Annotated in this window: 26 protein-coding genes and 1 tRNA gene; 4 read left to right on the top strand and 23 right to left on the bottom strand. The window is 43.7% G+C overall.

Annotation, left to right across the window (positions count from 1 at the left end):
- Positions 1-49: 49 nt before the first annotated feature.
- The 7 genes from L1D60_RS08170 to L1D60_RS08140 all read right to left on the bottom strand — a co-directional run bounded on the left by L1D60_RS08170 (position 50) and on the right by L1D60_RS08140 (position 7,164).
- On the bottom strand, positions 50-661 hold the full coding sequence (locus tag L1D60_RS08170) for a lipoprotein (protein ID WP_239840635.1): 612 nt from the start codon (positions 659-661) through the stop codon (positions 50-52).
- 3 nt (positions 662-664) lie between these two features.
- The gene (locus L1D60_RS08165; RefSeq protein ID WP_239840634.1) at positions 665-1,654 is read right to left on the bottom strand and encodes a hypothetical protein; all 990 of its coding nucleotides are present in this window, start codon (positions 1,652-1,654) and stop codon (positions 665-667) included.
- Between the two features lie 71 nt (positions 1,655-1,725).
- Complete coding sequence (locus L1D60_RS08160; RefSeq protein WP_239840633.1) at positions 1,726-2,709, bottom strand: hypothetical protein; 984 nt, start codon at positions 2,707-2,709, stop codon at positions 1,726-1,728.
- Positions 2,710-3,470: 761 nt separating this feature from the next.
- Positions 3,471-4,256, bottom strand: coding sequence for an HAD-IIB family hydrolase (locus tag L1D60_RS08155; RefSeq protein ID WP_239840632.1), 786 nt, complete (start codon positions 4,254-4,256; stop codon positions 3,471-3,473).
- 35 nt (positions 4,257-4,291) lie between these two features.
- Complete coding sequence (locus tag L1D60_RS08150) at positions 4,292-5,575, bottom strand: TRAP transporter large permease (protein ID WP_239840631.1); 1,284 nt, start codon at positions 5,573-5,575, stop codon at positions 4,292-4,294.
- A 9-nt stretch (positions 5,576-5,584) separates the two neighbouring features.
- On the bottom strand, positions 5,585-6,049 hold the full coding sequence (locus L1D60_RS08145; RefSeq protein WP_239840630.1) for a TRAP transporter small permease: 465 nt from the start codon (positions 6,047-6,049) through the stop codon (positions 5,585-5,587).
- A 101-nt stretch (positions 6,050-6,150) separates the two neighbouring features.
- Positions 6,151-7,164 carry a C4-dicarboxylate TRAP transporter substrate-binding protein gene (locus L1D60_RS08140; RefSeq protein ID WP_239840629.1) on the bottom strand — a complete coding sequence of 338 codons (1,014 nt, stop codon included), beginning with the start codon at positions 7,162-7,164 and terminating at the stop codon, positions 6,151-6,153.
- Positions 7,165-7,408: 244 nt separating this feature from the next.
- On the opposite strand from L1D60_RS08140, the gene L1D60_RS08135 reads away from it, so the two are divergent.
- On the top strand, positions 7,409-8,113 hold the full coding sequence (locus tag L1D60_RS08135) for a glycerophosphodiester phosphodiesterase family protein (protein WP_239840984.1): 705 nt from the start codon (positions 7,409-7,411) through the stop codon (positions 8,111-8,113).
- A 9-nt stretch (positions 8,114-8,122) separates the two neighbouring features.
- Positions 8,123-8,875, top strand: a complete 753-nt coding sequence (locus L1D60_RS08130; RefSeq protein ID WP_239840628.1) for a DeoR/GlpR family DNA-binding transcription regulator — start codon at positions 8,123-8,125, stop codon at positions 8,873-8,875.
- Positions 8,876-8,878: 3 nt separating this feature from the next.
- On the opposite strand, the gene L1D60_RS08125 is transcribed toward L1D60_RS08130, so the two are convergent.
- Complete coding sequence (locus tag L1D60_RS08125; RefSeq protein WP_239840627.1) at positions 8,879-9,811, bottom strand: LysR family transcriptional regulator; 933 nt, start codon at positions 9,809-9,811, stop codon at positions 8,879-8,881.
- Between the two features lie 269 nt (positions 9,812-10,080).
- Between L1D60_RS08125 and L1D60_RS08120 the strand changes: the two genes are divergently transcribed.
- Entirely contained in the window at positions 10,081-10,752 is a 672-nt protein-coding gene (locus L1D60_RS08120; protein WP_239840626.1) for a DUF1826 domain-containing protein, read from the top strand.
- A 75-nt stretch (positions 10,753-10,827) separates the two neighbouring features.
- On the opposite strand, the gene L1D60_RS08115 is transcribed toward L1D60_RS08120, so the two are convergent.
- From L1D60_RS08115 to L1D60_RS08105, 3 genes are all read right to left on the bottom strand, one after another.
- Positions 10,828-10,915 (bottom strand) — tRNA-Ser (locus tag L1D60_RS08115).
- A gap of 154 nt (positions 10,916-11,069) precedes the next feature.
- Positions 11,070-11,519, bottom strand: a complete 450-nt coding sequence (locus tag L1D60_RS08110) for an L-alanine exporter AlaE (RefSeq protein WP_239840625.1) — start codon at positions 11,517-11,519, stop codon at positions 11,070-11,072.
- Between the two features lie 247 nt (positions 11,520-11,766).
- Entirely contained in the window at positions 11,767-14,202 is a 2,436-nt protein-coding gene (locus tag L1D60_RS08105) for an ATP-binding protein (protein ID WP_239840624.1), read from the bottom strand.
- 138 nt (positions 14,203-14,340) lie between these two features.
- Here L1D60_RS08105 and L1D60_RS08100 point away from each other — a divergent pair, with 138 nt between their 5' ends.
- Positions 14,341-14,910: a YecA family protein gene (locus L1D60_RS08100; protein WP_239840623.1), complete on the top strand. Its 570-nt coding sequence runs from the start codon at positions 14,341-14,343 to the stop codon at positions 14,908-14,910.
- A gap of 109 nt (positions 14,911-15,019) precedes the next feature.
- Here L1D60_RS08100 and L1D60_RS08095 read toward each other — a convergent pair whose 3' ends face one another.
- From L1D60_RS08095 to cydB, 12 genes are all read right to left on the bottom strand, one after another.
- Entirely contained in the window at positions 15,020-16,066 is a 1,047-nt protein-coding gene (locus L1D60_RS08095) for a potassium channel family protein (RefSeq protein ID WP_239840622.1), read from the bottom strand.
- 142 nt (positions 16,067-16,208) lie between these two features.
- The gene (nadA, locus tag L1D60_RS08090; RefSeq protein ID WP_032549402.1) at positions 16,209-17,270 is read right to left on the bottom strand and encodes a quinolinate synthase NadA; all 1,062 of its coding nucleotides are present in this window, start codon (positions 17,268-17,270) and stop codon (positions 16,209-16,211) included.
- A 117-nt stretch (positions 17,271-17,387) separates the two neighbouring features.
- Positions 17,388-18,170, bottom strand: a complete 783-nt coding sequence (gene ybgF, locus L1D60_RS08085) for a tol-pal system protein YbgF (RefSeq protein WP_239840621.1) — start codon at positions 18,168-18,170, stop codon at positions 17,388-17,390.
- A gap of 31 nt (positions 18,171-18,201) precedes the next feature.
- Positions 18,202-18,744 (bottom strand): peptidoglycan-associated lipoprotein Pal, encoded by a 543-nt coding sequence (gene pal, locus L1D60_RS08080; protein ID WP_239840620.1) that lies wholly within the window; start codon positions 18,742-18,744, stop codon positions 18,202-18,204.
- A 106-nt stretch (positions 18,745-18,850) separates the two neighbouring features.
- On the bottom strand, positions 18,851-20,206 hold the full coding sequence (tolB, locus tag L1D60_RS08075; RefSeq protein ID WP_239840619.1) for a Tol-Pal system beta propeller repeat protein TolB: 1,356 nt from the start codon (positions 20,204-20,206) through the stop codon (positions 18,851-18,853).
- A 17-nt stretch (positions 20,207-20,223) separates the two neighbouring features.
- Positions 20,224-21,291 carry a cell envelope integrity protein TolA gene (tolA, locus tag L1D60_RS08070; RefSeq protein ID WP_239840618.1) on the bottom strand — a complete coding sequence of 356 codons (1,068 nt, stop codon included), beginning with the start codon at positions 21,289-21,291 and terminating at the stop codon, positions 20,224-20,226.
- Positions 21,292-21,304: 13 nt separating this feature from the next.
- Positions 21,305-21,748: a protein TolR gene (tolR, locus tag L1D60_RS08065; protein WP_239840617.1), complete on the bottom strand. Its 444-nt coding sequence runs from the start codon at positions 21,746-21,748 to the stop codon at positions 21,305-21,307.
- Between the two features lie 3 nt (positions 21,749-21,751).
- Positions 21,752-22,435 carry a protein TolQ gene (tolQ, locus tag L1D60_RS08060; RefSeq protein ID WP_239840616.1) on the bottom strand — a complete coding sequence of 228 codons (684 nt, stop codon included), beginning with the start codon at positions 22,433-22,435 and terminating at the stop codon, positions 21,752-21,754.
- On the bottom strand, positions 22,425-22,862 hold the full coding sequence (gene ybgC, locus L1D60_RS08055; RefSeq protein ID WP_150872871.1) for a tol-pal system-associated acyl-CoA thioesterase: 438 nt from the start codon (positions 22,860-22,862) through the stop codon (positions 22,425-22,427). Before ybgC ends, tolQ begins: the two co-directional genes overlap by 11 nt.
- Positions 22,863-23,028: 166 nt before the next feature.
- Complete coding sequence (gene ybgE / locus L1D60_RS08050; RefSeq protein WP_032549411.1) at positions 23,029-23,331, bottom strand: cyd operon protein YbgE; 303 nt, start codon at positions 23,329-23,331, stop codon at positions 23,029-23,031.
- Positions 23,324-23,431 carry a cytochrome bd-I oxidase subunit CydX gene (gene cydX, locus L1D60_RS08045; RefSeq protein ID WP_000270284.1) on the bottom strand — a complete coding sequence of 36 codons (108 nt, stop codon included), beginning with the start codon at positions 23,429-23,431 and terminating at the stop codon, positions 23,324-23,326. Before cydX ends, ybgE begins: the two co-directional genes overlap by 8 nt.
- Before the next feature lie 31 nt (positions 23,432-23,462).
- The gene (gene cydB / locus L1D60_RS08040) at positions 23,463-24,599 is read right to left on the bottom strand and encodes a cytochrome d ubiquinol oxidase subunit II (RefSeq protein ID WP_239840615.1); all 1,137 of its coding nucleotides are present in this window, start codon (positions 24,597-24,599) and stop codon (positions 23,463-23,465) included.
- Positions 24,600-24,606 lie beyond the last annotated feature (7 nt).

Raw genomic sequence — 24,606 nt, 5'->3', positions numbered from 1 at the left:
CACAAATGGCGGCCTTTTTCACTAATACTAATCGCGGTTCCGTTCGCGGTTATTTTTTCAATGCATCGAACGCTGCAGCAAGGTCCGCTGCCGCTTTTTCGTTGTTGAATTGATCCCAAAGAGCAGAATCTTCACCACCAACTTCATCGATTACTTTATTCATGTTCGCGTCGTATGCGGCTTGGTCCATACCCACTAGAACGTATAAACCACCGGTTGGGCTTGCTTGACTTACGATAACGCGGCTGTTGGTTAACGTTTTATTCACGACTGTCTTAGTGATGTTTTCGAATGTCTCTTGAACATCTTCAGTCACTAGCGTTACACCTTCTGCAGCTGATGTCGAAGTCACGCCTTCAGTCGCTGCTTGGAATAGGTTACTCACGTCAGTTTCAAACTCGGCAGCTAGGTTTACGCGAGCATCATTCACAGCAATTTTGCGCATCACGCTCATGCCTGCAGCACTCTTCTTAGAGTACCCTTTAGCGGCAACAGCGATATCACTAGGAATTACATCACAGATCCAACCCGGTGCTGATACCGTAGGTGCATCTGGGAAAGTACATGGTGCAAAGTTTTGCGCTTCTTTAACCGTTGCATTGTTGCTCTGACAACCAGCCAGTACTGTTACCAATGAGGTTGCAATAAGTAGTTTTTTCATAAATTAAAAGCTATTCCTAAGGTTTTGTTCATGACACTCTAAATCAGTGATATCGCATTGAAGACTTGATGCATCCACCTTACTCATTGTGCCTCTCTTAACTTTTAGTGAGACTTCTTCATCAATCATTACCCAAGAATACTTGTCAGTTACAGCATTGATTTCGTTGTTTACAACGTAGCCTTCACCAATTGGGTAAATCTCTGTTTCCCCTTCTAAAGACTTAACAGCGTTTGAGAATATAATATCTGCACCTGGTTTAATTTTGTGCTGCTTACCCATCGCAATGCGTACCTGAGTACCCACTTCACATTGGCGCATCTCTAAAACCGGAGCACTTGCAGCTAACATTTTGTTAAGTTCAGTCGAGTGATTTACCGCTTCCGCTGCAGCTTTAGCCGCCATCGAACCATAACCTGATTCGCTCACAGGACAGCGAGAGTTACTAGTCTCTGTTGATGAGTAAAAGTCGCCCTCTAGTTTGATGCGTTTCATCACTTCCATACTAGGCAGTGCCACAACTTTTGCTACAGCTTCAACATCAAAGTCGTAGCTACATGACGGTGGAATTTCTTTAGTTTCACCGTCTTTATTTTTATAGGTATCGCGCTCACTGAATTTCGTAGTTAAGTCAGCGTGAGTAATCTCGGTAATAATCGCGAAATCAGCAATTGGCACACCTTTGGTACTCATACGACCGCTCTGTTCAGCCAATTTAATCTCGCTTTTCGCTTTATTGGCAATTTTACGATCAACAAGGTTTGCACCTGTTTCATCAATTTGTGTCTCTAATGCATTACGCATAGCAGACTGCATTTTTTTCGATGCAGAGTTCTTAAATTCAAGATCAACAGGAAGCACAACAACCTTCAAGTTATCTGAAGACGGTAACTGGATTTCCGCAGTTTCAATCTCAACGCGCGTGTCAGGAGTACAAACAACATCCTCCTTAATAACACAGCCACTCAAACCAGTAATTATTGCACTAGCCATTAACGTTTTCTTTAACATCTATTCGCTCCGAATATATTTATTTTATTTATTTTTCTAGGACTAGAAGATCGCTATTTGAGTAAGCCTAGCGCAGTCCAAATCCCTTTCTCTTTTATTTGCTCATCAAAGTGGCGAGCTGCCCCTTCGTCGGCATATTTGTAGCTAGTAACAGAGTTACCCGTAGAGATAATTTCACTACGTGACACTGTTTTCGACTTGCTATTTACAATTTTAATATTAGAGACCAAGGTTGAAATATAAGCATCACCGACTTTGTTTCTTCGACGCTCAGAATCCACTTTCAACACATGAGTTTGGTTTTTATTCTTTGAAGTAGATGTCGCAATATTGAACTCTGATAATTGATTCCCTAGAAGTTCAATTGCTTTTCTTGACTCTCTGTCTGACGAGAGGCGGATGTTAATTTGACTGCTTAGCTTTTGGTGCGTAATAGTCAGCTGTTCAATTGCGTTGATGTCAGCTTTATAACTAGGCTTCAGAGATGAAAGCATTGCAATACGCACTGAAGCATCGTGCTCGGTTTGATAAACACTACGGTTGTCTAACCACCAAAGTAATTTATCTTCGTGAGAGAGCGCATCAAGCTCTATTTGAGCCTTACGGTTAAGATCATTGATTTCGCGAATCAACTGTTGAGTTACGAGAGAACGTTTAACACGCACTTCGACAAATGCACCAAGATCGTTCTCTTCCATTTGTACATATTCAATACCGTTAAGCGTCAATGACTCAGTCTTAGTATTAACTTTGTTGTCAACTAGGCTATTTGAAAAACCCTTACCGTTGGTTTCTCGAACTGTGTCTCTCATGTAGAAAGATGACTCAACTTGGGTCCATAACTTTTCGTTGATGTTGTTTACAGCAATTTTCTTGGCATGAGACAGAGTTCGCGCTTGAGAAACCGCATAAATGTACTCGCCACTGTCAGCCTGAGGCTTCAGGTACCACTCAGGCTTTGTCGATTGACAGCCAGAAAGAACAAGCAACGCGAATAGCGCTATGAAAAAGCGAACTATTTTTTTATTTGAAGACATTTGGAACCAATATCGAAAAATTTTGTCGCAATGTTATATCTACAAAATTAAACATTCAAATGACCAAATTTATATTTCGATTCATTTTCGAGCGAAATATGTTTATTTTTTATAGATTTCCAGTATCAAAAACACACAAAATCTCCAGTAATTAACAAAATAAACAATACAAAGTCTTGATTTTGAGACAGTTAGTTTAAATTACAAATCACACAATAACCCTTTAATTTTCATTGATAAAAACGTGAACAAAGTCTTAAAAAAATTGAATATCAGTTCAGAAAAATCACATATTTTTAACTAAATACGTGATATTTATTCAATTAAAATGAGACATAAAACTCAATAACAACTTAGCTATTGACAGCTGATTTGGCACCATTGATTAAAATAAATGATCAACATGAACACGATAATGTTTAAAAAAACATCACTACTTACAACTTTGTAAATAATTGGTGTGGTGGGATTTATGAGAACGTGATGTCTATTTTTTGTTCTATTAATGATATAAATGAAATTAATATCAAACCAAATGACATTTAAAATAAGTATGCGTAATAATGAATTTAGACGGGAATATAGTTCTCGTGAGAAGGTTAATCATCAGTAAGTTCTATTTAAATCGAGACAAGCAACCTGGTAAAACACCAATAGAAAATGAACTTTTCAGCTAAATATTCCTTCATAGACAGAAATTACAGATACCACCTTAAGGGTAGTTTTACTTTTGCCTATGAAGGGGTGAGCATGTCTACCTACTATTTTAGCACGAGTAACTTGTCCGTAAACTCCGCAAAACCATAACCGCCAGGTTGAGTCATCACAACAACAGGATGGTGTTCAAGGCGTTGCCAATAGTGTTGAATATTAGCGACACCGACGCTGTTTGGTAAGGCTTCAAACATGTATTGGTCGTTCATAGAGTCTCCCACATAACAGCTGTGTTTGAGTATCTCCTCGGCTGACAACCCTTTCTGCTTGAGGAAAGCCGTCGCGGTCGCTTTTTTAGAGTGTTCGCCATACCAGGCATTGATATGTATCGAGCTAGCGGTGGCATGGGCTCCTAATGCATGGATTTTGGCAACGACGTCTTCAATAACACGCTCACTGACACGCGCTCTATTCTGACCAATGTCAATCGCTACCTCACACAATCGATAAGACTGATCCAATGTTAATTCCAAGTCTGGGTAGTCTTTCAATATATCCAGGACTTGTTGTTTCAGTTGTTGTTGTTTCTCACTTATCACTGTCATTGGAACATCTGAGCGCAGTGTTAAATAACCACCCTTCTTTTCCATAATGAACGCGCCGTTCTCACCAAGTACCGCATCGACAGGCCAAAGCTGAGCAATATGATCGCACCACCCTGCACAGGCACCGGTTACAGCAACCACTTTTTTGCCCGAATCTCGAAGCTTTTTTAGTGCGATGAGGGTTTCTGGCGGCAGCTCGCCTTTCCACGTCAATGTGTCATCGACATCTGTCAAAACCCAATCTACGTTTTTCCAACTCTGGTTTAATTCATTCGTGACCGAATTCATTTTTACACCTCTAAATAATGATTAACGAAACAGTGTTAAAGCAAATTCGGCAGGAACATCACCACGCTCTCAGAGAACGTCAGCAACATCAATACCGCTAATAGTGCTAGCAACAGGGGAACCACTTCTTTAACGAAGTCGACCATACGGACTTTCAATATCGAGCACACCGTAAACATCATGGAGCCAAATGGAGGAGTTACACCACCGATCATAATGTTCACGATCACGATAATGCCGAAGTGAACCGGATTGACACCCAGATTCAATACAGCAGGAAGTAATAAAGGCGTCAGGATAATCATCGCAGCACCGCCTTCGATGAACATACCGACCACCAGCAGTAACACGTTGATCAATAGCAGCAGTACCAGTTTGTTATCTGTTAGCTCTATCAATGCCGATGCGACGTTATGTGGGATTTGCTCCAGCGTCATGTAATAGCCAAAGACCATCGCACCAATGATGATGAACATTACACTACTGGTGCCTTGAACCGTCTCTCGCATAATTTGTGGAATGTGTTTGAAGCTCAACTCACGGTAGATAAATGCACCAATGATGACGCAAAGTAGAACCGCAATAGCGCCAGCTTCCGTCGGTGTAAAGAGTCCAAAGCGCATACCAAGAATGATCCCGAACGGGATCAACAGAGCGGGTACAGCCTTAAAGAAGTAATGAAAGCGTTCTTTTGCTGTCGCTGGTTTCGAGCGTGAAGGTTTGTAGTTGCGCTTACGAGAAATAAACCAAATGGTGACCATCAAAGACAGAGCCATCAAAAACGCGGGTACATAACCTGCGATAAACATTTGATGAACCGAAACGTTCGCCAACAGCGCGAAAATAATCAAGTTGATACCAGGTGGAATCACTGGGCTAATACTTGAAGATGCGGCAGTCACAGCCGCAGTAAACGGTAAGTCATAGCCGCGCTTGGTCATCTCAGGCGCTAAGATTTTTGACTGCATTGCGGCATCGGCGTTCGCAGAACCGGAAATACCGCCCATCAAGGTACTCAATGCCACGTTAACCTGAGCCAAGCCGCCCGTCTTATGGCCAATCATTGAGTCGGCAAACGCGAGTAAACTCTTGCTGATACCCGCGTAGTTCATCACCGATCCCACCATGATGAAAAAGGGGATCGCCAACAGCGGAAACGACTCCGCCGAACTGATGAACCTTTGCATAACTAAGGTTACGGGAATCGAGTTGTTGATAAACAAGAAATAGACCATTGCTGACGATATCAGAGAAAATGCAATTGGAATATTTAGTAGGAAAAGAACAAAAAGAATAATAATTGGAAGATAGCTTTCCATTGAGATTACCTACTGCTTAGAACTTTTTAAAGAAGCTACATCGTCCACAATAAACTTAACTGTGTGGATAGCCATCAAGGAAAAACTGAGCACTAATACCCCATTGATTGCAAAGTAAGACATGCCCATCACTGGCGTCACTTTGCTAGAAAGCATCAAATACTGGTAACTAAGCACTGACATTAAAATGTTGATACCTAATAGAAATACAGAGACTCCCAACTTAAAAATGCGCTTAGGTCGCGTAGGTAACATGGCGACTATGACATCTACGCCCATGTGAAGTTTGTGCTTGTAGCATGAGCTGATGCCTAGATACACAGCCCAGATAAAACAGATCACTGAGAGCTCTTCACTCCAAGGTACAACAAAGCCGAATCCATAACGCAAAACTACGTTTACAATCACTACAAGCACTGTGATTGAAATAGAGATCGACGCTAAGATTTCTTCAAGATTTCTTAATAAAAACAAAAGCCCCTCCTAGATATGCTCACCATACATACTGCGAGCACATAGGAATAAAGCGCCCCAAACCTTTGGGGCGCTAGTATTAACAAATGGAATTCTAGTCGTTATTGAGCCGCACGAATCGTCTCAAGTTCTTTCATGATGGTCGCGTGAACGCCTTCACTCCAAGTTGGGAACTGGTTGTAAACGTCTGCCGTCAGCTGGTTAAACTCTTCAGAGTTCACCTCATTGAACGTCACACCCAGTTCTTCCAGCTTCTGCTTATACTCTTCATCAAGCTTAACCAGTTCTTGAGTATTAGATTCAACACCCGCTTCTAGCTCTTCGTTGATAATCGCTTGTTGCTCTGGCGTAAACTTGTCCCACAAAGTTGGGGAAATGTAGATGCCAACAGAGCCAAGGAAGTGCTTAGTGAGCGACATGTTCTTAGCAACTTCATAGATCTTCGTTGAGTACATCGTCAGAATAGAACCTTCTAGACCATCAACAACGCCTTGTTGAACACCAGCGTATGTTTCTGGGAAAGGAAGAGAAGCTGGTGCTGCCCCCATTGCTGAGAGTGTACTAATGAACAGTTGACTTTGTGGTACGCGAATACGCATCCCCGCCATGTCTGCAGAATTAACGATCTCTTTATTCGTGATCATATGACGGAAACCAAACATATAGTCCGCGTTTAATACCTTAATGCCCTTCTCTTCAGCTTTTTGTTTAAGGCCTGCGACATATTCAGTGTCCATCATCGCTAGGTATTCATCGTAAGAGTTGTACAACATAGGGCCAGCAAGTGCAGCAAAGTCAGGAACGTAGTCACCAAGGTAAGTCAGATCTTCAACAGCAATCCAGTTCGCGCCGTTGACAACTTGCTCCAAGTTATCTTTGTAAACTGGCAGTTGGCCTCCAGGGAAGACTTTGATGTTAACCGACCCATCCGTACGCTCACGAATCTTGTCCGTCACCTTTACTAGCTCCTGCGTTAGAAGCTCATTCTGAGTGAACACCAAGCTCATATTGATATCAATCGGTTCAAGCTTTGCTTCTGTTGTGGCTTCATCTGCTTGACCACAACCGACAAGAAGCGCTGCGGCCGTCATTACTGTTCCTATTAGCTTTTTCATTTTGAATCCTTTGTTTTGGATGTGTTACTTCAATTGAGTATAGAAGGCTAAATTTGGGTTGAGTATGCGATTCAATTATTACATTCATATGAACATAAAAATGTTTATTTGAACATTACAGGAAATATGATCTTGTCCATAAAATGCGACTTTTGTGTTCGAAATTTCATCTGGATAGTAATAAATCTGTAACGAGAGAACGATAATGTTCACTCAAATTTCAAATGAACAATTAGACATTGATATGATCACAGGCCATCGAGGTGCAGCCCTTTTAGCACCGGAAAATACAATCATCGGTATTGAACGCGCAGCTCAAGCAGGTGCAAAGTGGATAGAAATTGATACGCAACTAACCGCCGATAAAATCCCAGTCGTTATCCATGATGAAACCGTTGACCGTTGTACCGATGGCGAGGGTAAGCTTTCGGACCTCACACTAGACGAAATTAAGAAGTTAGACGCAGGTAGTTGGTTTGATCACAAATTTGTGGGAACCACCATTCCCACTTTGGAAGAAGCCATGCTCAAGTGTATGGAGCTTGGAGTAACCTTAAACCTTGAATTAAAAGTCTATAACCAACACTCAACTCAAGCTCTAACCGATGAAGTACTTGCGACCGTTGAACGTATCAATTATCCGTTAGGCAAATTGCTGTTTTCTAGTTTCAATCAGGACGTATTGGCACAATGTAAAACACACTATCCCGAAGTAAGACGTGGTTTTATCTGCGATAAATGGGATCAACAAAGCCTAAATAACCTTTTAAGTTTGGAGCTTTATAGTATTCATATCGACCACCAGCTACTCGATATTTCCATCGCCAATGAGATAAAAGAATCGGGTATAATTCTGAAGATATGGACACTCAACGAGCCATCGAAAGCGAAAGGATTCTATGAGATGGGTGTCGATAACATCATTACCGACATGCCAAACCAATTTTAGTGAAACGATATGGAATTAAACCAGCGCCAAAAACTGATACTTGCCACTCTTAAAACCAATCAAGATGTTCAGATTGACCACCTTGCGGAGCAGTTTGAAGTCACGACACAAACGATCAGACGCGATGTAAACCAACTTTGTGAGCAAGGGTTAGCGCGACGTGTTCATGGTGGTGTGAGCCTCCCAACAGCACTCACCAATACCAGTTATCGTTTCCGTACTGGTGTCGAATCAGAGAGTAAAGACAGCATCGCGATGGCTGTCGCTAAAGCGATTCCGGAAGGCGCTACCATAATGATGGGCATTGGAACAACGGTCACCCGAATTGCTCAATATTTGCTTGCGAAGCCCTCACTGCGTGTTATTACCAACAACCTGCAAGTTGCACGTATATTAGAAGCCAATGAGCAGATTGAAGTGTACTTGGCAGGCGGACTTTTGCGACGAGAGCATCAAGACTTGGTTGGCAGTAGTGTGGTTAAATTCTTCTCAGATTTTGAAGCCGACATTGGCATCTGTGGTTGTGGCTCTATAACAAGTAGCCACTATGCGATGGAGCATGAGCAAGTAGAGGCAGATCTTTCCAAAGCCATTATCACCAACAGTCGTGAAAGCTGGCTAGTGGCAGATGCAAGCAAATGGGACCGCTGCGCAGCTCTAAAAGTCGCATCTCTAGATAGCTTTGATCGCGTCTATACCAATAATCGTAATCTTCCAGAAGAACTAAGCGTGCACCTCATCGAAGACACAACTTCAGCTTAGATACTATCGGACCAACCCACTTGCATCGCTTCGAAGGAAGTGGGTGTTTTCAACTAAGAAATCAAGCAGCGTACTCGCTTGAGGGCTTAACGCTCGACCTTTTAGTGACTGAACTTTAACTCGGGCTTTAGATAAAATCTCAAGATCAGTTGGTACGACCTCAATCTCACCCGATTCAACCTCATCTAAAACCGTTAGCTTAGGCATAAACGTGACACCCAGCCCAGCTGATACAAAGTTCTTCAATGCACTCACTGAATTAGTCTGTAGCTTTGGTGATAGGCTCACGTGAGACACCTGTTGCGCGTGATGGACAAGCCTCCCCATACCGGTCGAATTATCGATGAGCGCTAGAGGTAAAGCTTGCAGATCTTGCAGTGTTGTCGGCTCATCTTTTAAAGTTAATAGGTGTCCTTTGGGAACAATGAGCTCTAATGGGTGACTTCGCTCAACATGAGTATGTAACTTGGGATGTGGTGCAGCAGCGTACGTTATAGCAAAATCGATCTGCTGATCTTCAAGAAGTTTAACTGCGTCTAGTGCGCCAGCGATTTCAATCGATAGGTTAATATCTGGGTAACGAGTCATAAAGGTTTCCATCGGCTTAGAAACCAAGTTCGTAATGAAGCCCTCTCCGATTGCGATACTAACACTACCACCCGTTAAGTTTTTCAATTTCGTTAGCTGAGAAAGTACCGCCGCTTCACTTCGAATTATGTTGCGATAGTGATTGAGCAACTCATTGCCAGCCTCAGTCAAATACGATTGGCGGTTGTTACGCTCCCACACTTTCATTTCAACCTGAGCTTCCAGTTGCCCCAACATACGACTCATCGCGGCAGGGTCGACATTGAGCATTTTCGCCGCCTTACGCAGTGAACCATATTTCGACAATCCGTTGAGATACTCCAAAGCGCGTATATTGAAATGATGCATAACTAATCCTTGTACTACAGCTATTCGCTAAGGGTCTCATACTTACTGCTATCTAATCTCGACAAATATTCCTGTTATTGATGTAAGGTGGAAAATCTGTGCTTGAAATCACCTATCTCTATTCCTATCCCAAAGCTATCCCAACTCTACTCAATCGCAGCATTTTGATTGCAACAATTGTTATGATATAACATCTCACTATTAACTTTGTAATAATACTGCGAGATGCAATACACGCTTTAACGGATTTAGACACTGGGGATGACACCATGAACACTGCGACTACTGAACGACTTTCTGCGGCTACCGAAACGAGCAATACACCTTCGTACAGCACAGGGGAATTGCCAACAGTGCTGACAGATATCTATCAAGACCATATCAATATGGTGGTTTGGGAGCGCACATTCAGTGATGAGTTAGCACAAGCTATCGAGGAGTTTGTTGCCAATAACCCTGATTTCAGCAAGTCAGTGAATGTGTCTTCTGAAAGCGCTTATCAAGAGTTACAACGATCACTCGACGACTTGCCGCCAGCTTTAGTTCAGAATATTGCAGAGCTTGTCGATATGTTCTGTTGTTTATTCGATCTCAAAGATGCGGGTGTGCGCTTAGCAACACTAAACAGTGCCATGTGTCCCCGCTTCCACGTAGATCGAGTTCCATGTCGATTGGTCACCACCTTCTACGGAACAGCAACACAATGGCTACCTAATCATGTATTGGATCGATCTAAGCTTGGTCACGGTAGCAACGGGCAACCTGACCACCTATCAGGCTTATACCAAGATCAAAGTGACGTTCAACAGTTGTCGTGCGGCGATGTAGCGTTGTTAAAAGGTGGAGCGTGGATTGGCAATGAAGAAACAGCATTAGTACATAGATCACCAATGGTCTCTGCCCAAGAGAATCGACTACTTTTGACGTTGGATTTTGGCTAACGCAATTCTAAATGAGTCTTTCAAAACGCCCTAAAACGACGAAAGCCTAGCATTGCTGCTAGGCTTTCTAGAATATGGCGGTGAGGGAGGGATTCGAACCCTCGATACGTTTCCGTATACACACTTTCCAGGCGTGCTCCTTCGGCCACTCGGACACCTCACCAAATTTTGTTGTTAAGCTATGTTGCTCAACGAGGCGCTACTTTATTGATTCTGCTTGCTTTGGTCAAGGGGCATTGTCAAAAAAGTTAGCTTAACTGGTCTGTTCGCTTACAAATTAACTGATTCGTTTGAAAACAGACCAAATATCAACAGGGTTACGCTTGTTGATAGTAACCCGGTACACGGAACCACTTGCGGCACATATCTAAGAAGTAGCCATATAACACACCCATACCGCATGAAATTACGGCATTACTGGTTACCGCTGTAATAATTTGATCCGTTGAGGCACCTACCGCGAACAAGATACCCGCATAAACCGGAGACTGAAACAGAACATATGCAACTAGATCAGAAAAATTTTTCGCCAATGAACTGTCTGATAGCTTTGCGCCATTACGCAAAACCCAATCACGAAAAACACCGTAAGGCCATGCGATTGCAATATTGACAGGAATAGAGAGCGTTCGTGATGCAAGAGACTGTTCAAAAGACATGCCCGAGATAAAGATTTCAACGATCATGCCAGAAATAAAACAGAAAACTACCATAGCAAAAGTGTCCGCTGCTGCGTTACGGATACAAAATGGTCCACGAGATTTCATTGATTAAAACTCAAAATATATCACTGCAAATACAGCGATTTAGTAACACATAAAAAGGGTAAAACCTTACCCATCCAGATTATGCCACTATTAAACCACAAGATTTGCAGTGATAGATTTCAAATTTAAAATAAAGTTGTAAATTTACAACCAGAATTTACAGTAAAACCAGTTACTTCCACCAGAAAAGCAGATCAAGTTCAAATTTTACCCAAATCGTACTTTACTTACTGTAATTAAAATACAGCTACTCTACGGGAATATTGACGGTTATTGAATTGATGAGCTCTTGCGTAGGGAAACGCCCTTTAGAAAGCTCTTGGATAGCTTGGGTCAGTAACGATGGAAGCAAAGAATCATCCGTCGGTTCAATGTGAATCAGTAGGTTCTCTAGCGCAAATGTCGCCAATTCAATACTCTGATCCTCAAGAGCGATATACAAGGTCACCAGTAATTCCTCAGCGTTGTCTGGTGCTTTAATCACAGGCTCTTTATTCGCTTCCGGCTGAGAGTCATGGTATTGGTATAGCTTATTCGAGAATCTAAACAGGGCGTCATCGAGCTCTCGCTCGTCAATTGGCTTAGCGATGATGTAATCGACCCCTGCCCCAGTCATTCGCTCTCGAGTCTCTTTAAAGACGTCTGCAGTACAACCAAAAATAAGCACTGAGGACATCTCATCAGCCAGAGCGCGTATCGCGGTTGTTGACTCTACGCCATCCATGACAGGCATGTGGTTATCCATCAGAATTAAATCAAAGCGCTCCGATGCCACGGCTTGAATAGCAAGCTCACCGTTTTCAACGCTCTTACAACTGAAGCCTTTATTATTCATAAAGGTTTCAATAATTACGGTATTGGTGCGGTTATCTTCAACAATGAGCACTTTTAACCCCGAATAGTTTAGCTTGGAGTGAGGCAAGCTCTCTATCTCTCCGGGCTCTGTTGGCTCAATTCTCAAATTCACGTCAAAACTGGTACCAATTCCCTCTTCACTGGTCACTTGGATATCACCATCCATTAACTCAGTAATTTTTTTGACTATCGCTAACCCAAGGCCAGTACCGCCAAAGCGTCGCGTCGTTGAAGATTCCGCTTGCTCAAATGGGTTGAAGATCCGCTTCTGAGCCTCTTTAGAGATACCAATACCCGTATCACGGACTCGAATGTTCAAATAGGTGTGACCATTTTGGTTTATCTCTTTGAAATACACCTCAACAAAACCACGAGACGTAAACTTAACGGCGTTATTAAGTAAGTTGAATAGAACTTGACGCAGGCGCGCTTTGTCAGAGAAATACCAGCGACCTGCAGGTACTTCAGTATAAACCTTGAACTGAAGGCCTTTCTCAGTGGAGAGTGTGTAATAGACACTGTTAATGCTGCCGATTAGAGAATCGAGTGGGAAACGGGTGTTATCTAAGCCCAACTTACCCTGCTCTATTTTCGAGAAGTCCAAAATCTCATTAAGCAAGGTCATCATATGATCACCCGATTCATATAAGCTGCGCAGGTGTTTCTCTTGCTCTTTGTTTAATGGTGTTTTTAATAGGATCTGTGCTGTCCCTAACACCCCGTTCATTGGCGTTCTTATCTCATGAGAAAGTGTTGCTAAGAATGCCGTCTTCGCATTAGTCGAAGCCTGTGCCTTCACTTTTTCCGCTTCAAGGTATACCGTTTTTTCATTGAAGGCTTTTATCAGGTGTCCTATTTCATCTTGGCTATGATAATTAACATCGATAATACCGCCCGCTTTCGAGCCGTCGACCTTGGCTGCGATGGTCGTAATTGGGCTAATGAGATAACGATTCAGAAGGTAATAACCGGCCATGACACACAAAAGTAGAAACGGGACAATCCCCCCTTCAATACTCATCACTTGCCTAAACACTTCATCAGACACTAGCAACTTAGAGTTAACCACATCAACCTGCCAATCAAACTGGCCAAATTTATGGTTACTGATGTAGATACCTTCAACCAAGTTAAAGTTATGCGACACTAAAATTTGCTGATGCTGATCTCGCAGTGTTATACCTAGATCGTACTCTTCTGCGTGGCTTTTAATAAAGTTGAGTAGCTCGGTTAAGGACAGATCGACGGTCGCGACGCCCGAGAACTTACCGTCCAAATAAAACGGGGCTGAAGCCGTGATCATTTGAATTTGTGTGTATGGGTCAAGGTAGACATCACTCCAAGACACTGTGCCAATAGGCTTATCGACAACGGACGTATACCAAGCCTCTTGGTGGTACAGCATGGACTTAGGGTTATTGTAAGAGAAGAGCTGATCTATTTTTCCATCATCAGCCTTATTAAAGAAATAACTGTCTCGTTCTCGGTCAACCTCATACACATAAGGCTCAGGCCAAATACCGGCACTGATAATGGTCTCGTCGCTGGTAGCCAGAACTGACTTAAAATGGCGCGCAAGTAAATTGGAGTCGGGTTGAGCTTGTGCTAGACCAACAATACTATGCAAGAACCCCTCAGAGCTAGTGAGCGGCGCTTCAATCAATGAAGAAAGGATCTCTGCTCGTAAGTCCAAATTTTGTTGGAGCTTTGCACGTACCGGGGATTCAACAACGAAATAGGTCACACTACCAATAATGGCAATGAAGGTGGCAAGGTACAATCCAAGTGCAACCTTACTTTTTTTCTTAAGAGATGAACGTATCTGCATATTATTGTGTTGTTGCTTTTTTATTTAAGCTAGCGATTATATTCAGTTACATCAAGCCTTTTTAGATTGGGTTTTGATTGCGGCAACAACATTGATACTATAAGCGTCAATTTGTTTCACCTACTACGGTACTTCAGTTTGACACTACAAGAAATTCTTGCGCTTCCTGAGTTGGAAGGAAAACTCATCACAGAACACAAAACTCTTGGCTTTGTAACTGCAATGGCAGCTGCGCCAAACGTGTTAACGCCGCACGAATGGCTTCCATTCTTATGGGGTGGTGAAGAAGTTGCTCCTTTCGCTGATGGCGAACAACTCGAAAGCTACATTGAGGCGATCATTGCTTTGTGGAATGAAACACGCCCAGCTTTAATGGAAGGCAACTGGACTTGGCCTGAGGCTTGCCAACTCGATGAAGAAGAAGTAGTGAACGAAGCAACTCGTGACTTCTGTGAAGGTCTACTGCAAGGCTGGCAGATTGCTCGCAATGATTGGGAAACCTTGATGCCTGAAGACAGTGAAGACAATGCATTAGTTGGCGGCGTTCTACTATCAATCAGCATGCTTTATGATCCAGAGACGTCTATCGCGACATTAGCGGAACAAGGCGTTGAAGGGTTAGAGCAGTTTGAAGAGATCTTCAATGCGGTACCTGCGATGCTATGTGGCCTAACACAGCGTGGTATTGCACTGGCTGAAGCTCAGTAGTCTAAATTTCGTTCATACATCGCTTGATGACACCCTGAGCGAAAAAGTTAAAGGCTTCCCATCGGAAGCCTTTTTTGATCTCGCTAGAAAGAAAGTGAGCGAGGAACCGTTATCGGTCAGTAATGGTTGCCCAGTTAAACTCTGGGATTCGCTCGTCCGCGATATAAAAGAGTTTTGATCCTCCAGTGACTTCAACATCCAACTCAGGATTAAGCTCGATCCCCTGCCCTTTACCGTGATCGATCGCGATCAGCGTCGCTTGATAACGCTCTTTGAAAACACTAAAGATCGGCGCGACCGTTATCGGCTCTGCACCCTCTGGGTAATAGGTGGAATACTGAGTCATACCACGTGTCGAACTAAGCAACTCTTGGTGCAAGGCACTTGAGCCTGGGTCAACCGCCGCTTTAGCCAGCATTTCCGCTCCTACGGCCGGAATACACTCTGAATTTGGACAATGTTTATGGAGCAGGTCACTCAAGGCTTCGTCTTTAAAGTAAACCAATAAGTGGGCATCAGGGTTTCGGTTTGCGCAATAAAGGGCCGCAGAAAGCGTAATGTCATCTTCTGGGTTATCAATCAAAATGCAGCTTGCCGATTCGATGCCAGTCTTTTCCATCTCTTTGCCATCGGTGTAACTGTTCACTTTAACGAAGTTGATCTCGCCTGGAAGTGGGTTTTCGATATCTGAACGAGTACACAACACAATAGGACGCTTACCCGTCTCTTCGTGTTGCAGCATTCTTATGAGATGAATTGTTCTTTGCTCATTCCAACCTAGCATTAAAATGTGGTTTTCCACTCGAATTCTCCTTTTGCCCAATAGGCCAGCACGCCAATACTCAACACCCTCAGTAGCTACTTTACCCAGGAGAGCAGCAAACAAACTTAAACCTCCAGGGATCACAAATAGAATCACAACCCACTGCCCAAGCTCAGTGGTTGGCGACAGATCACCATAGCCCACCGTAGACGCCGTCACGACCAAGTAATACGCGAAAGTCGTCAAGGAAGACGTCAAATCGTGCTCGTCCGCTAAGAGTAACAGCAGCCATGCCGTTACCACGTACCCAGCAAAAGCGAACAACAAATTTTTGCCATCTAGTACGAATAAGTTCGCCTGAAGCCAACGCTTGAGTTGTAACCAAATAACCATCGGCACCTCAATTAACTATTTTGTTAATTACATGCTAGGAAAAATTTGCCTTATCAACAAGATATCTGGTGCAAAACCCGAGGAATAGGTACAAAAAAACCAGCACGAATGCTGGTTTTAAAAATTAAAGTGAAGAACTTGCTTACGCGTTGCCTTTCACTTGCATGTTCAGTTGCTCTGCGAAATCAAGCATGCGGTTCAGTGGAATAAGAGACTTAACACGTAGCTCGTCAGAGACGAAGATTTCATGTTGCTCACCGCCGTTCTCTAGTGCGTTCTCAATCGCTTCTAGACCGTTCATCGCCATCCAAGGACAGTGTGCACAGCTACGACATGTTGCGCCAGCACCCGCTGTTGGAGCTTCAATGAGCTCTTTCTCAGGAACCAATTGCTGCATCTTGAAGAAGATACCTTTATCGGTCGCCACGATCATTTGTGGGTGTGGTAACTCTTTAGCTTTTTTGATCAGTTGGCTAGTAGAACCAACCGCATCCGCTAGCTCAACCACACTTGCTGGAGATTCTGGATGCACAAGAATTGCAGCTTCCGGGTAAACAGACTTCATTTTTCTTAAGGCGTCAGCAGAGAACTCATCGTGTACGATACATTCACCCTGCCACAGAAGCATGTCTGCGCCAGTTTGGTTAGCAATGTACGAACCTAGGTGACGGTCTGGACCCCAGATGATCGGCTTGCCTTCAGCATCTAGGCTTTCAACGATCTCAAGTGCAATACTCGATGTTACGACCCAATCGGCGCGTGCTTTTACTGCCGCAGATGTGTTGGCATAAACGACAACAGTATGGTCTGGGTGTGCATCACAGAACTCTGTGAATTTATCGGCCGGACAACCTAGATCCAGTGAACACTCAGCCTCTAATGTCGGCATTAAGATGCGCTTTTCAGGTGTCAGAATTTTCGCAGATTCACCCATGAATCGAACACCACCGATGATCAGTGTACTCGCTGGGTGACGGTTACCAAACTTAGCCATCTCTAGCGAATCACCTACGAAACCACCCGTCTCTTCTGCAAGAGCTTGGATTTCAGGGTCCGTGTAATAGTGAGCGATCAAAACAGCATCTTTTTCTTTTAATAGCTTTTTGATGTTCGCTATGTGAGCCTGCTTTTGAGCATCGTTCAATGGAACTGGCTTCGGTGGGAATGGGTAAACAGTGTCGATTTTATCTAATATATGGCTCATTGCTCTTGCTCTACGCAACTTCTTCCGAGAATTAGAGCATTCTACACAGTACAACGATTGGGATCAAAAAGGATTGGGCATAAAAAAAGGCGCTGATGCGCCTCTTTTACTAAAGAACTATAAATGAGTCTTGGCTACTTTTGCCGATGCACTGTTCGGGTATTCGGCAACCACTTGTTCGTAGTACTTTTTCGCTTGCGCAGAGTTGTTATTACGTGCAGCAATATCACCAAGCTTCACTAACGCATCAGCGCGCTTGTTTGAGTCTTTGTAAGACACAACAGCTGCGAAACTCTTCACTGCCTCTTTATCTTGCTTCTTAGCAAAATAGAGCTGACCTAACCAATAGTGTGAATTAGGTGTGAACGTAGAATCTGGGAAGTCTGTTTGAAACTTCTGGAATGCAGAGATTGCACCCGTGTAGTCTCGCTGTTTTAGGATCATATCCACAGCGTTTTGATAAGCAGTTTGCTCATCAACATCAGTACTGAAAGTACCTTCAGCGCCCTTCGCTTCGGCTGCTGGAACTGCAGCGGCGGCAGACCCTGATGTTTTCACTTCACTTCGTACTTTATCAAGCTCAATAAACAGCTCGCGCTGACGCTCTAACATCTGTTTCATGTCGTAGCTGTTGCGCTCAAGTTGGCCACGTAGCTCACTGATTTCAAGAGCCATGTCATCCATTTGTTGCTGCATTTGAAGTTGAACGCGATTGCGGTTTTGTAGCAAGCGCTCTAGACGCTCGATATCGGATTCGTTTGAAGCCGCTCGAGTAGAAGAGGAGGTTGAATTGGTTGCGGTGCTATTAAGATCGGATACTGGAGCTGGTGCAGCGAGCGCGGTGCTCGCTGCACTTGCCAGTAACGAAAGCATAATGACACGCTTTTTGTTACTGAACATGAGGCTATTCCTCAATTAAAAAGTCTACTAATTAGTAAACTAGTACTGCACGACGGTTTTTAGCGTACACATCTTCAGATTGACCTAGAAGAAGTGGCTTCTCTTCACCGTAGCTTACGATAGAGATTTGGTCAGCTTGAACACCTAGCGCTTGTAGGTACTTAGCTACAGCTTGTGCACGACGCTCACCTAGAGCGATGTTGTACTCTGGAGTACCGCGCTCGTCAGCGTGACCTTCGATAGTCACTTTCATGTCAACGTTTTTGCTTAGGTAAGCTGCGTGAGCTGCTAGCATCTCTTCGTAATCACCCGCGATTGTAGAGTTGTCGAATGCGAAGTAGATAGTTTGAGTTTCGCGTAGTGCTTGCTCTTTAAGCTCTTGCTCTGACAGTTGACCGTTCGCGTCAATTGGTGTCACAACCGTTGTGTCTACGTTGTTTTCTGTACCTGAAGTTGCTTGGTTAGTTTCAGTACCAGAAGTCGCAGATGTTGCATCATCACTTGAGCTACATGCTGTTACTGCCATCACTGGTAGTGCAATCATCAAGCCTTTAAGAACTTTATTAAGTTGCATCTTATTTTCCTTACGTTATCAAACTTAGTTTCTACAGCCGATAAATTGCTATAGATAGTTACTTGCTACAATAGTGATTACTATCAATAGCTAATTTTAAGCGTGGCTACAGAAACGGCGACCAGGCTGGCGCTCTTACGCGTCCGTTAGTTGCCGGTAATCTAGCTTTAAAACGACCATCGATTGAAACCATCGACAGTACATTTGTTTGGTTGTAAATAGAGCTATAGATAACCATACCTCCATTTGGAGCGATACTTGGAGACTCGTCCAGTAAGGTCTTTGTTAGTACCTGTACTGCGCCGGTTTCCAAATCTTGCTTAGCCAAGTTAAATCCAGAGTTGCTGCGATTCACCATAATTAGGAATCGACCGTCAGGGGTAATTTGACCACCTAAGTTCTGGCTGCCTTGCCATGTAATTCGTTGGGTAGAATTATTTGACAAATTTACATTATAAATCTGGGGTTTACCACCGCGATCAGACGTAAAAATGAGAGACTTGCCATCCGGATGCCAGAAAGGTTCTGTATTGTTGGCACGTCCGCGCGTAATTTGCGTCAATTTGCGAGTTTGTAGATCAAGTGTATAAACCTGAAGGCTGCCTGTCTTCGACAACACGAGCGCAAGTTTCTTACCATCAGGAGAGAATCTTGGCGCACCATTGTGACGAGGGTATGACGTCACCTTTTCACGTTCACCGGTATAGATGTTCATGATGAAGATTTCCGCTTGACCATTTTGGAAGCTCACGTAAGCGAGTTTCTTACCGTCTGGCGACCAAGCTGGTGACATAAGAGGCTGTTTAGAACGCAGCACTAAGCGCTCGTTGTAACCATCGTAATCCGCTACGCGCAGTTGGTACGGGTACTTGTCTTTGTCATTCACCACAACGTAAGAAATACGTGTCAGGAATGCGCCTTTTTCACCCGTTAGTTCTTCATAAACAAGGTCTGAAATACGGTGTGCGTATTCACGTAAACGTGGACCTGGTACGGTTGCTTTCTTATTGAAAAGAACGTGGTCTTTCGACAAAACCAATTGACCTTCATCGCTCAAAGCGCGGCTTTGGCCGTTAGTTAGCTGACCACGAACAATATCAACCAGTTGGTAGTTCACTACGTATTGACCTTGCGCATCTTGAGTAATGCTACCGGTCAGCAGAGAATCAACACCTAGGTTTGTCCACGCATCGAAGTCTACATTCGCTTCGTTGTACGGCGTTTGTGGCATTTTGCTGGTTGCTACTGGGCTGAATTTACCACTGCGCTGTAAGTCTGATGCGATAACAGCAGAAACATCGTGTGGCAGTTTCTCTTTGCCTTCCCATTTAAATGGCACAATCGCAATTGGTCGTGCCGAGTTGATACCATCGGTAATAACGATTTCAAGCTTGGCAAAAACCGAGCTAGAAAAAAGCAGTACCAGCATAAAAACAATTTTTCGAAGATTTCCTTTAAACATAGTTAATCCATTTTTGATTATGGGATAAATCGAAAATCAAAATCACGAAATATCTTTTGTAATGAAGCATCTGCTGGAAAATCGAATTCACGAGCTTTAACCGTTGCTGACTTCGCAGCAGAACAGAGCTGACGATTTCCTTCTAGTACATCAACACTTTTAACCACAGCCTTGTTACCTCCAGTCGGTATCAGCTGAATATTTAGTAAGCATTCTTCTCCACGAAAAGAATCCTCCATTAACAGGTGTTGCTCTACAGTACTTCTGATTAAACTAATATACCGCGCTTTTTCATCTTCTAAATGTTGACTTAAAGCCGCATTATTATTGCTTTGTTCACTTTCTAAACCCGCAAAGATATCGTTGAGTGCTGCTTCTTGCTGCTCACGTTCCTCTTTAAGTCGCTTTAAACGCTCTTGCTCTTTACGAGCTTTCTCTGCTGCTTCTTTTGCCGCTTTCTCTTTTGCTAAACGCTCTTTTTCAGCACGTTCAGCCGCTTCTTTCTCTTTACGTGCTTTTTCAGCGGCTTCTTTAGCAGCCTGCTCTTTTGCCAAGCGTTCCTTTTCTGCTTTAGCAATCGCCTCTTCTTTCGCTTTACGCTCTCGTTCCGCTTTTACTAAGGCAGCTTCCTTAAGCTTACGATCGGCTTCGGCTTTAGCAGCACGCTCTTTCTCTTGCTTAAGACGAACTTCTTCCGCTTTGCGCTGCTTCTCTTGTTCAACGCGTCGCTTCTCCGCTTCACGAGCCGCTTTTGCCTCTTTAGCTTGCTTCTCTTTCAGCTTGCGAATGTTCTCTTCTTCCGCCTTACGGTTACGCTCTAGGCGTTCACTTTCACGGCGCAATTTATCAAGACGTTCTTGCTCTTTTTTACTCGCCGCTTCACGCTGTTGACGAATCTGCTGCGCTTGTTGGCGAACCAATTGTGGATCAATAACAACCGCTTGAACCATTTGGCCACTTGGCTCGGGCTCAGACATGGTAAAATCTGCACCCACAATCAGCACAACGAATAACACCACGTGCAGCGCGAGCGACACGATAAGTGGTGTACTTAAGCTATTCGATTTAGTCTTTTTTGTTTTCATGAATGCTACGGAGTTATTCCCTTATGTCCGTCAGTAGGCCAACCTTAGGCACACCTGCTCGGCTCAATTCATCAAGTAGTAAAACAACTTCAGCATAAGGCGTTGCAGCATCGCCACCAACAGCCACTGGTGAGTTTGGTTTAATCGAAAGTTCTGCTTTCACTCGCACAATGATCTCTTCTAGTGATAAGCCACGTTGAACTTCTTCATTGTTCACGCTTAAACCGAGCTCGCCCTCTTTATTCACCTCAACGATGATAAAGCTGGCGTTGTCGTCACCAAGAAGATCTTGAGCCGATTTAGCCGTTGATGCTTGTGGCAACTCTACGTCCACACCTTGAGTAACGAACGGAGAGGTCACCATAAAAATAATCAGCAAAACCAGCATAACGTCGATGTAAGGTACAACGTTAATCTCTGCGGTCATTTTGCGTTTTTTAGGTTGGTATCCTGCCATTGATTATTCCCTGCCAGCCATCGCTTGACGGTGAAGAATGCTGTGGAACTCTTCCGAGAATGTCGCATAGTTGTGCTCAAGCTTACTTACACGGCTACTGAAGCGGTTGTACGCCATTACTGCTGGAATTGCCGCAAATAGGCCCATCGCGGTTGCGATAAGTGCTTCTGCAATACCTGGAGCAACCATTGCTAATGTAGCTTGCTTCACTTCACCTAGCGCGATGAATGAGTGCATGATCCCCCAAACGGTACCAAAAAGGCCAATGTATGGACTGATTGAGCCAACCGTTGCAAGAAACGGCAAGTTGGTTTCCAGTTCATCGACTTCACGAGCAACGGCAACACGCATCGCACGACCCGTACCTTCCATAATGAAATCTGGTGACGCTGCGTTAGATTTACGCAAGCGTGCAAATTCGGTGAAACCAGCGTAGAAGATCTCTTCTGTACCCGACAGTTCATCTTTACGCTTGTTGCTTTCTTGATATAGCTTAGACAGATCAACACCTGACCAGAATTTATCTTCAAAGGTCTCTGTGTGTTTCGCAGCTTGAGAAAGCACTTTACTTCTTTTTATGATCATCGCCCAAGAGACGACCGACATACCCATTAGGGTAAGCATTACCAGTTTAACCAGTAGGCTGGCTTCTAAAATAAGGCCTAAAATTGAGATTTCAGCAGTCACTGTTTGTCAGCTCCGTAAGAATAAAAGTCGGCATAGCCTTAGGTTTCATTTTCTGATTGTCGATACATGCTACCTTAACCATTGCTTTACACAATGCTTTGCCATCAGGATTTACGATCTCCTGACAGAATACTAAGGAAGCACGTTTCAGTTCATAAATCTTTGTAATGACTTGTAAAGCATCATCAAGGCGCGCACCTTGGATAAAATCGATATCCATGTGTCGGACAACAAAACCGATGTTTTGTTCTAAAAGGACTTGCTGAGATACCCCAATTGAGCGCAGCATCTCGGTTCGAGCGCGTTCAAAAAACTTCAGGTAGTTGGAATGATAGACAACGCCACCTGCATCTGTGTCTTCATAATAGACGGTAACAGGCCACGTAAATGGCTTAGATGATCCCTGCAAACTCATACCACAATACAAAAACGTTAAAGATATCACTATAACTCAACTCTTTGACATTAATAGTATAACGGCATGAAATATTTGATTTGTGTGGTGAAAAAAAAGGCCATCTGTATAAGATGACCTCTTTTCGGCTAAAAACCAAACAATGCTATAAAGCCAGTACTCACGGGCATTGACGCCACTATATGAACCTTAACACTGTTAGGTAGAGCAAAATTGTGAGTGAAGCATAAGGGCTAAACAGCAACTGCCATACCCATGCTCTAGGCTTAAAACCAACCCCGAAAACCATGCTTGAACACACTGCCCAAATCAACATTGGGCCAATAACGGCATTAAAACCGCCAATGCTTTCAGCGTAGGCTTCAGGATCCCACATAACCAAGCCAACATGCACGAAACCCAGTACTAGGGACAAAACTCGCAGAAGAGTCTTGTCCATAGGTTGGTGCAGCTTAGTCACTTGCTCAGTGAGATTACTCACTGTCTTTATCCATCATTTCAGAGTGCTCTAACCAAAGAGCATTAATGATGCCGAATGCACATGCTAGAAGTACACCCAAAATCCATGCGAAATACCACATAAAATTTCTCCTAAGTTATTTAACTTCTAGCTTAGTAAGCTGAAACGTCGTTATCTTCGATGTGTTTCTTATCTAGACGACCAAACATTTTGTAGTAAGTCCAAGTCGTGTAAGCAAGAATCACAGGTACCATTACCGCCGCTACCGCAGTCATCAGGCCAAGTGTTAATTCACTCGCCGTTGAATCCCACATTGTTAAGCTGTGGCTTGGGATTAGGCTTGATGGCATCACGAATGGGAACATCGCAAAACCAGCCGTTAGGATAACACCAGCGTTCGACAAGCTTGAGAACAAGAATGCAAAACCACCACGCTCCAAACGAGACGCTACAACCGCTAGCAATGGCATTACCACACCTAAGATAGGTGCTGCCCACATTGCTGGGTAAGTTTCAAAGTTTGTCATCCAAGCACCCGCTTGAACTGCGACTTCTTTGTTTAGTGGGTTTGAATCCGCCATTGTGTCTAGCGTACTTGTAATCACGTAACCATCGATAGATTGAACCCAGAAGCCACCTGCTACGAATAGCGCAACAGCAATTAGACCTGTGATTTGAGCAACACCGCGAGCACGCTCGTGTAGTGACTCAGTGGTCTTCATTTGTAGCCAAGTAGCGCCTTGCATAACAAACAGCATCAGGCTTAGTACGCCACACAGTAGAGCAAATGGGTTCAACAGAGCGAAGAACGAACCTTTGTACTCAGACATCAGCAGGCTGTTTAGTTCAAATGGAACACCTTGTAGTAGGTTACCAAAAGCAACACCAAAAATGATTGGTGGAACTGTGCCACTGAAGCAAAGTGCGTAGTCCCAAGCTTTACGCCATTTTGGCTCTTCAATCTTAGAACGGTAGTCTAACGCAAGTGGACGTAGCCAAAGTGCGGCTAGTGTTACGTACATTGCTAGATAAAAACCAGAAAACGACGTTGCGTAAACTAGAGGCCATGCAGCAAACAGAGCACCACCAGCTGTGATTAACCAAACTTGGTTACCATCCCAATGAGGAGCAATGGTGTTCAGCATAATACGACGTTCAGTGTCGCTCTTACCGATAACAGGAGACAGAGCAGCAACACCCATATCGAAGCCATCAGTCACGGCGAAACCAACCAGTAGAACACCGATTAGAACCCACCAAATAAGTCGTAAGCTTTCGTAATCAAACATAATATTC

Source organism: Vibrio sp. Isolate30, assembly GCF_022397975.1.
Lineage (GTDB): Bacteria > Pseudomonadota > Gammaproteobacteria > Enterobacterales > Vibrionaceae > Vibrio > Vibrio fortis.
The sequence above is the reverse complement of the archived record's forward strand: the minus strand, read 5'-3'. Positions and strand labels throughout refer to the sequence as shown.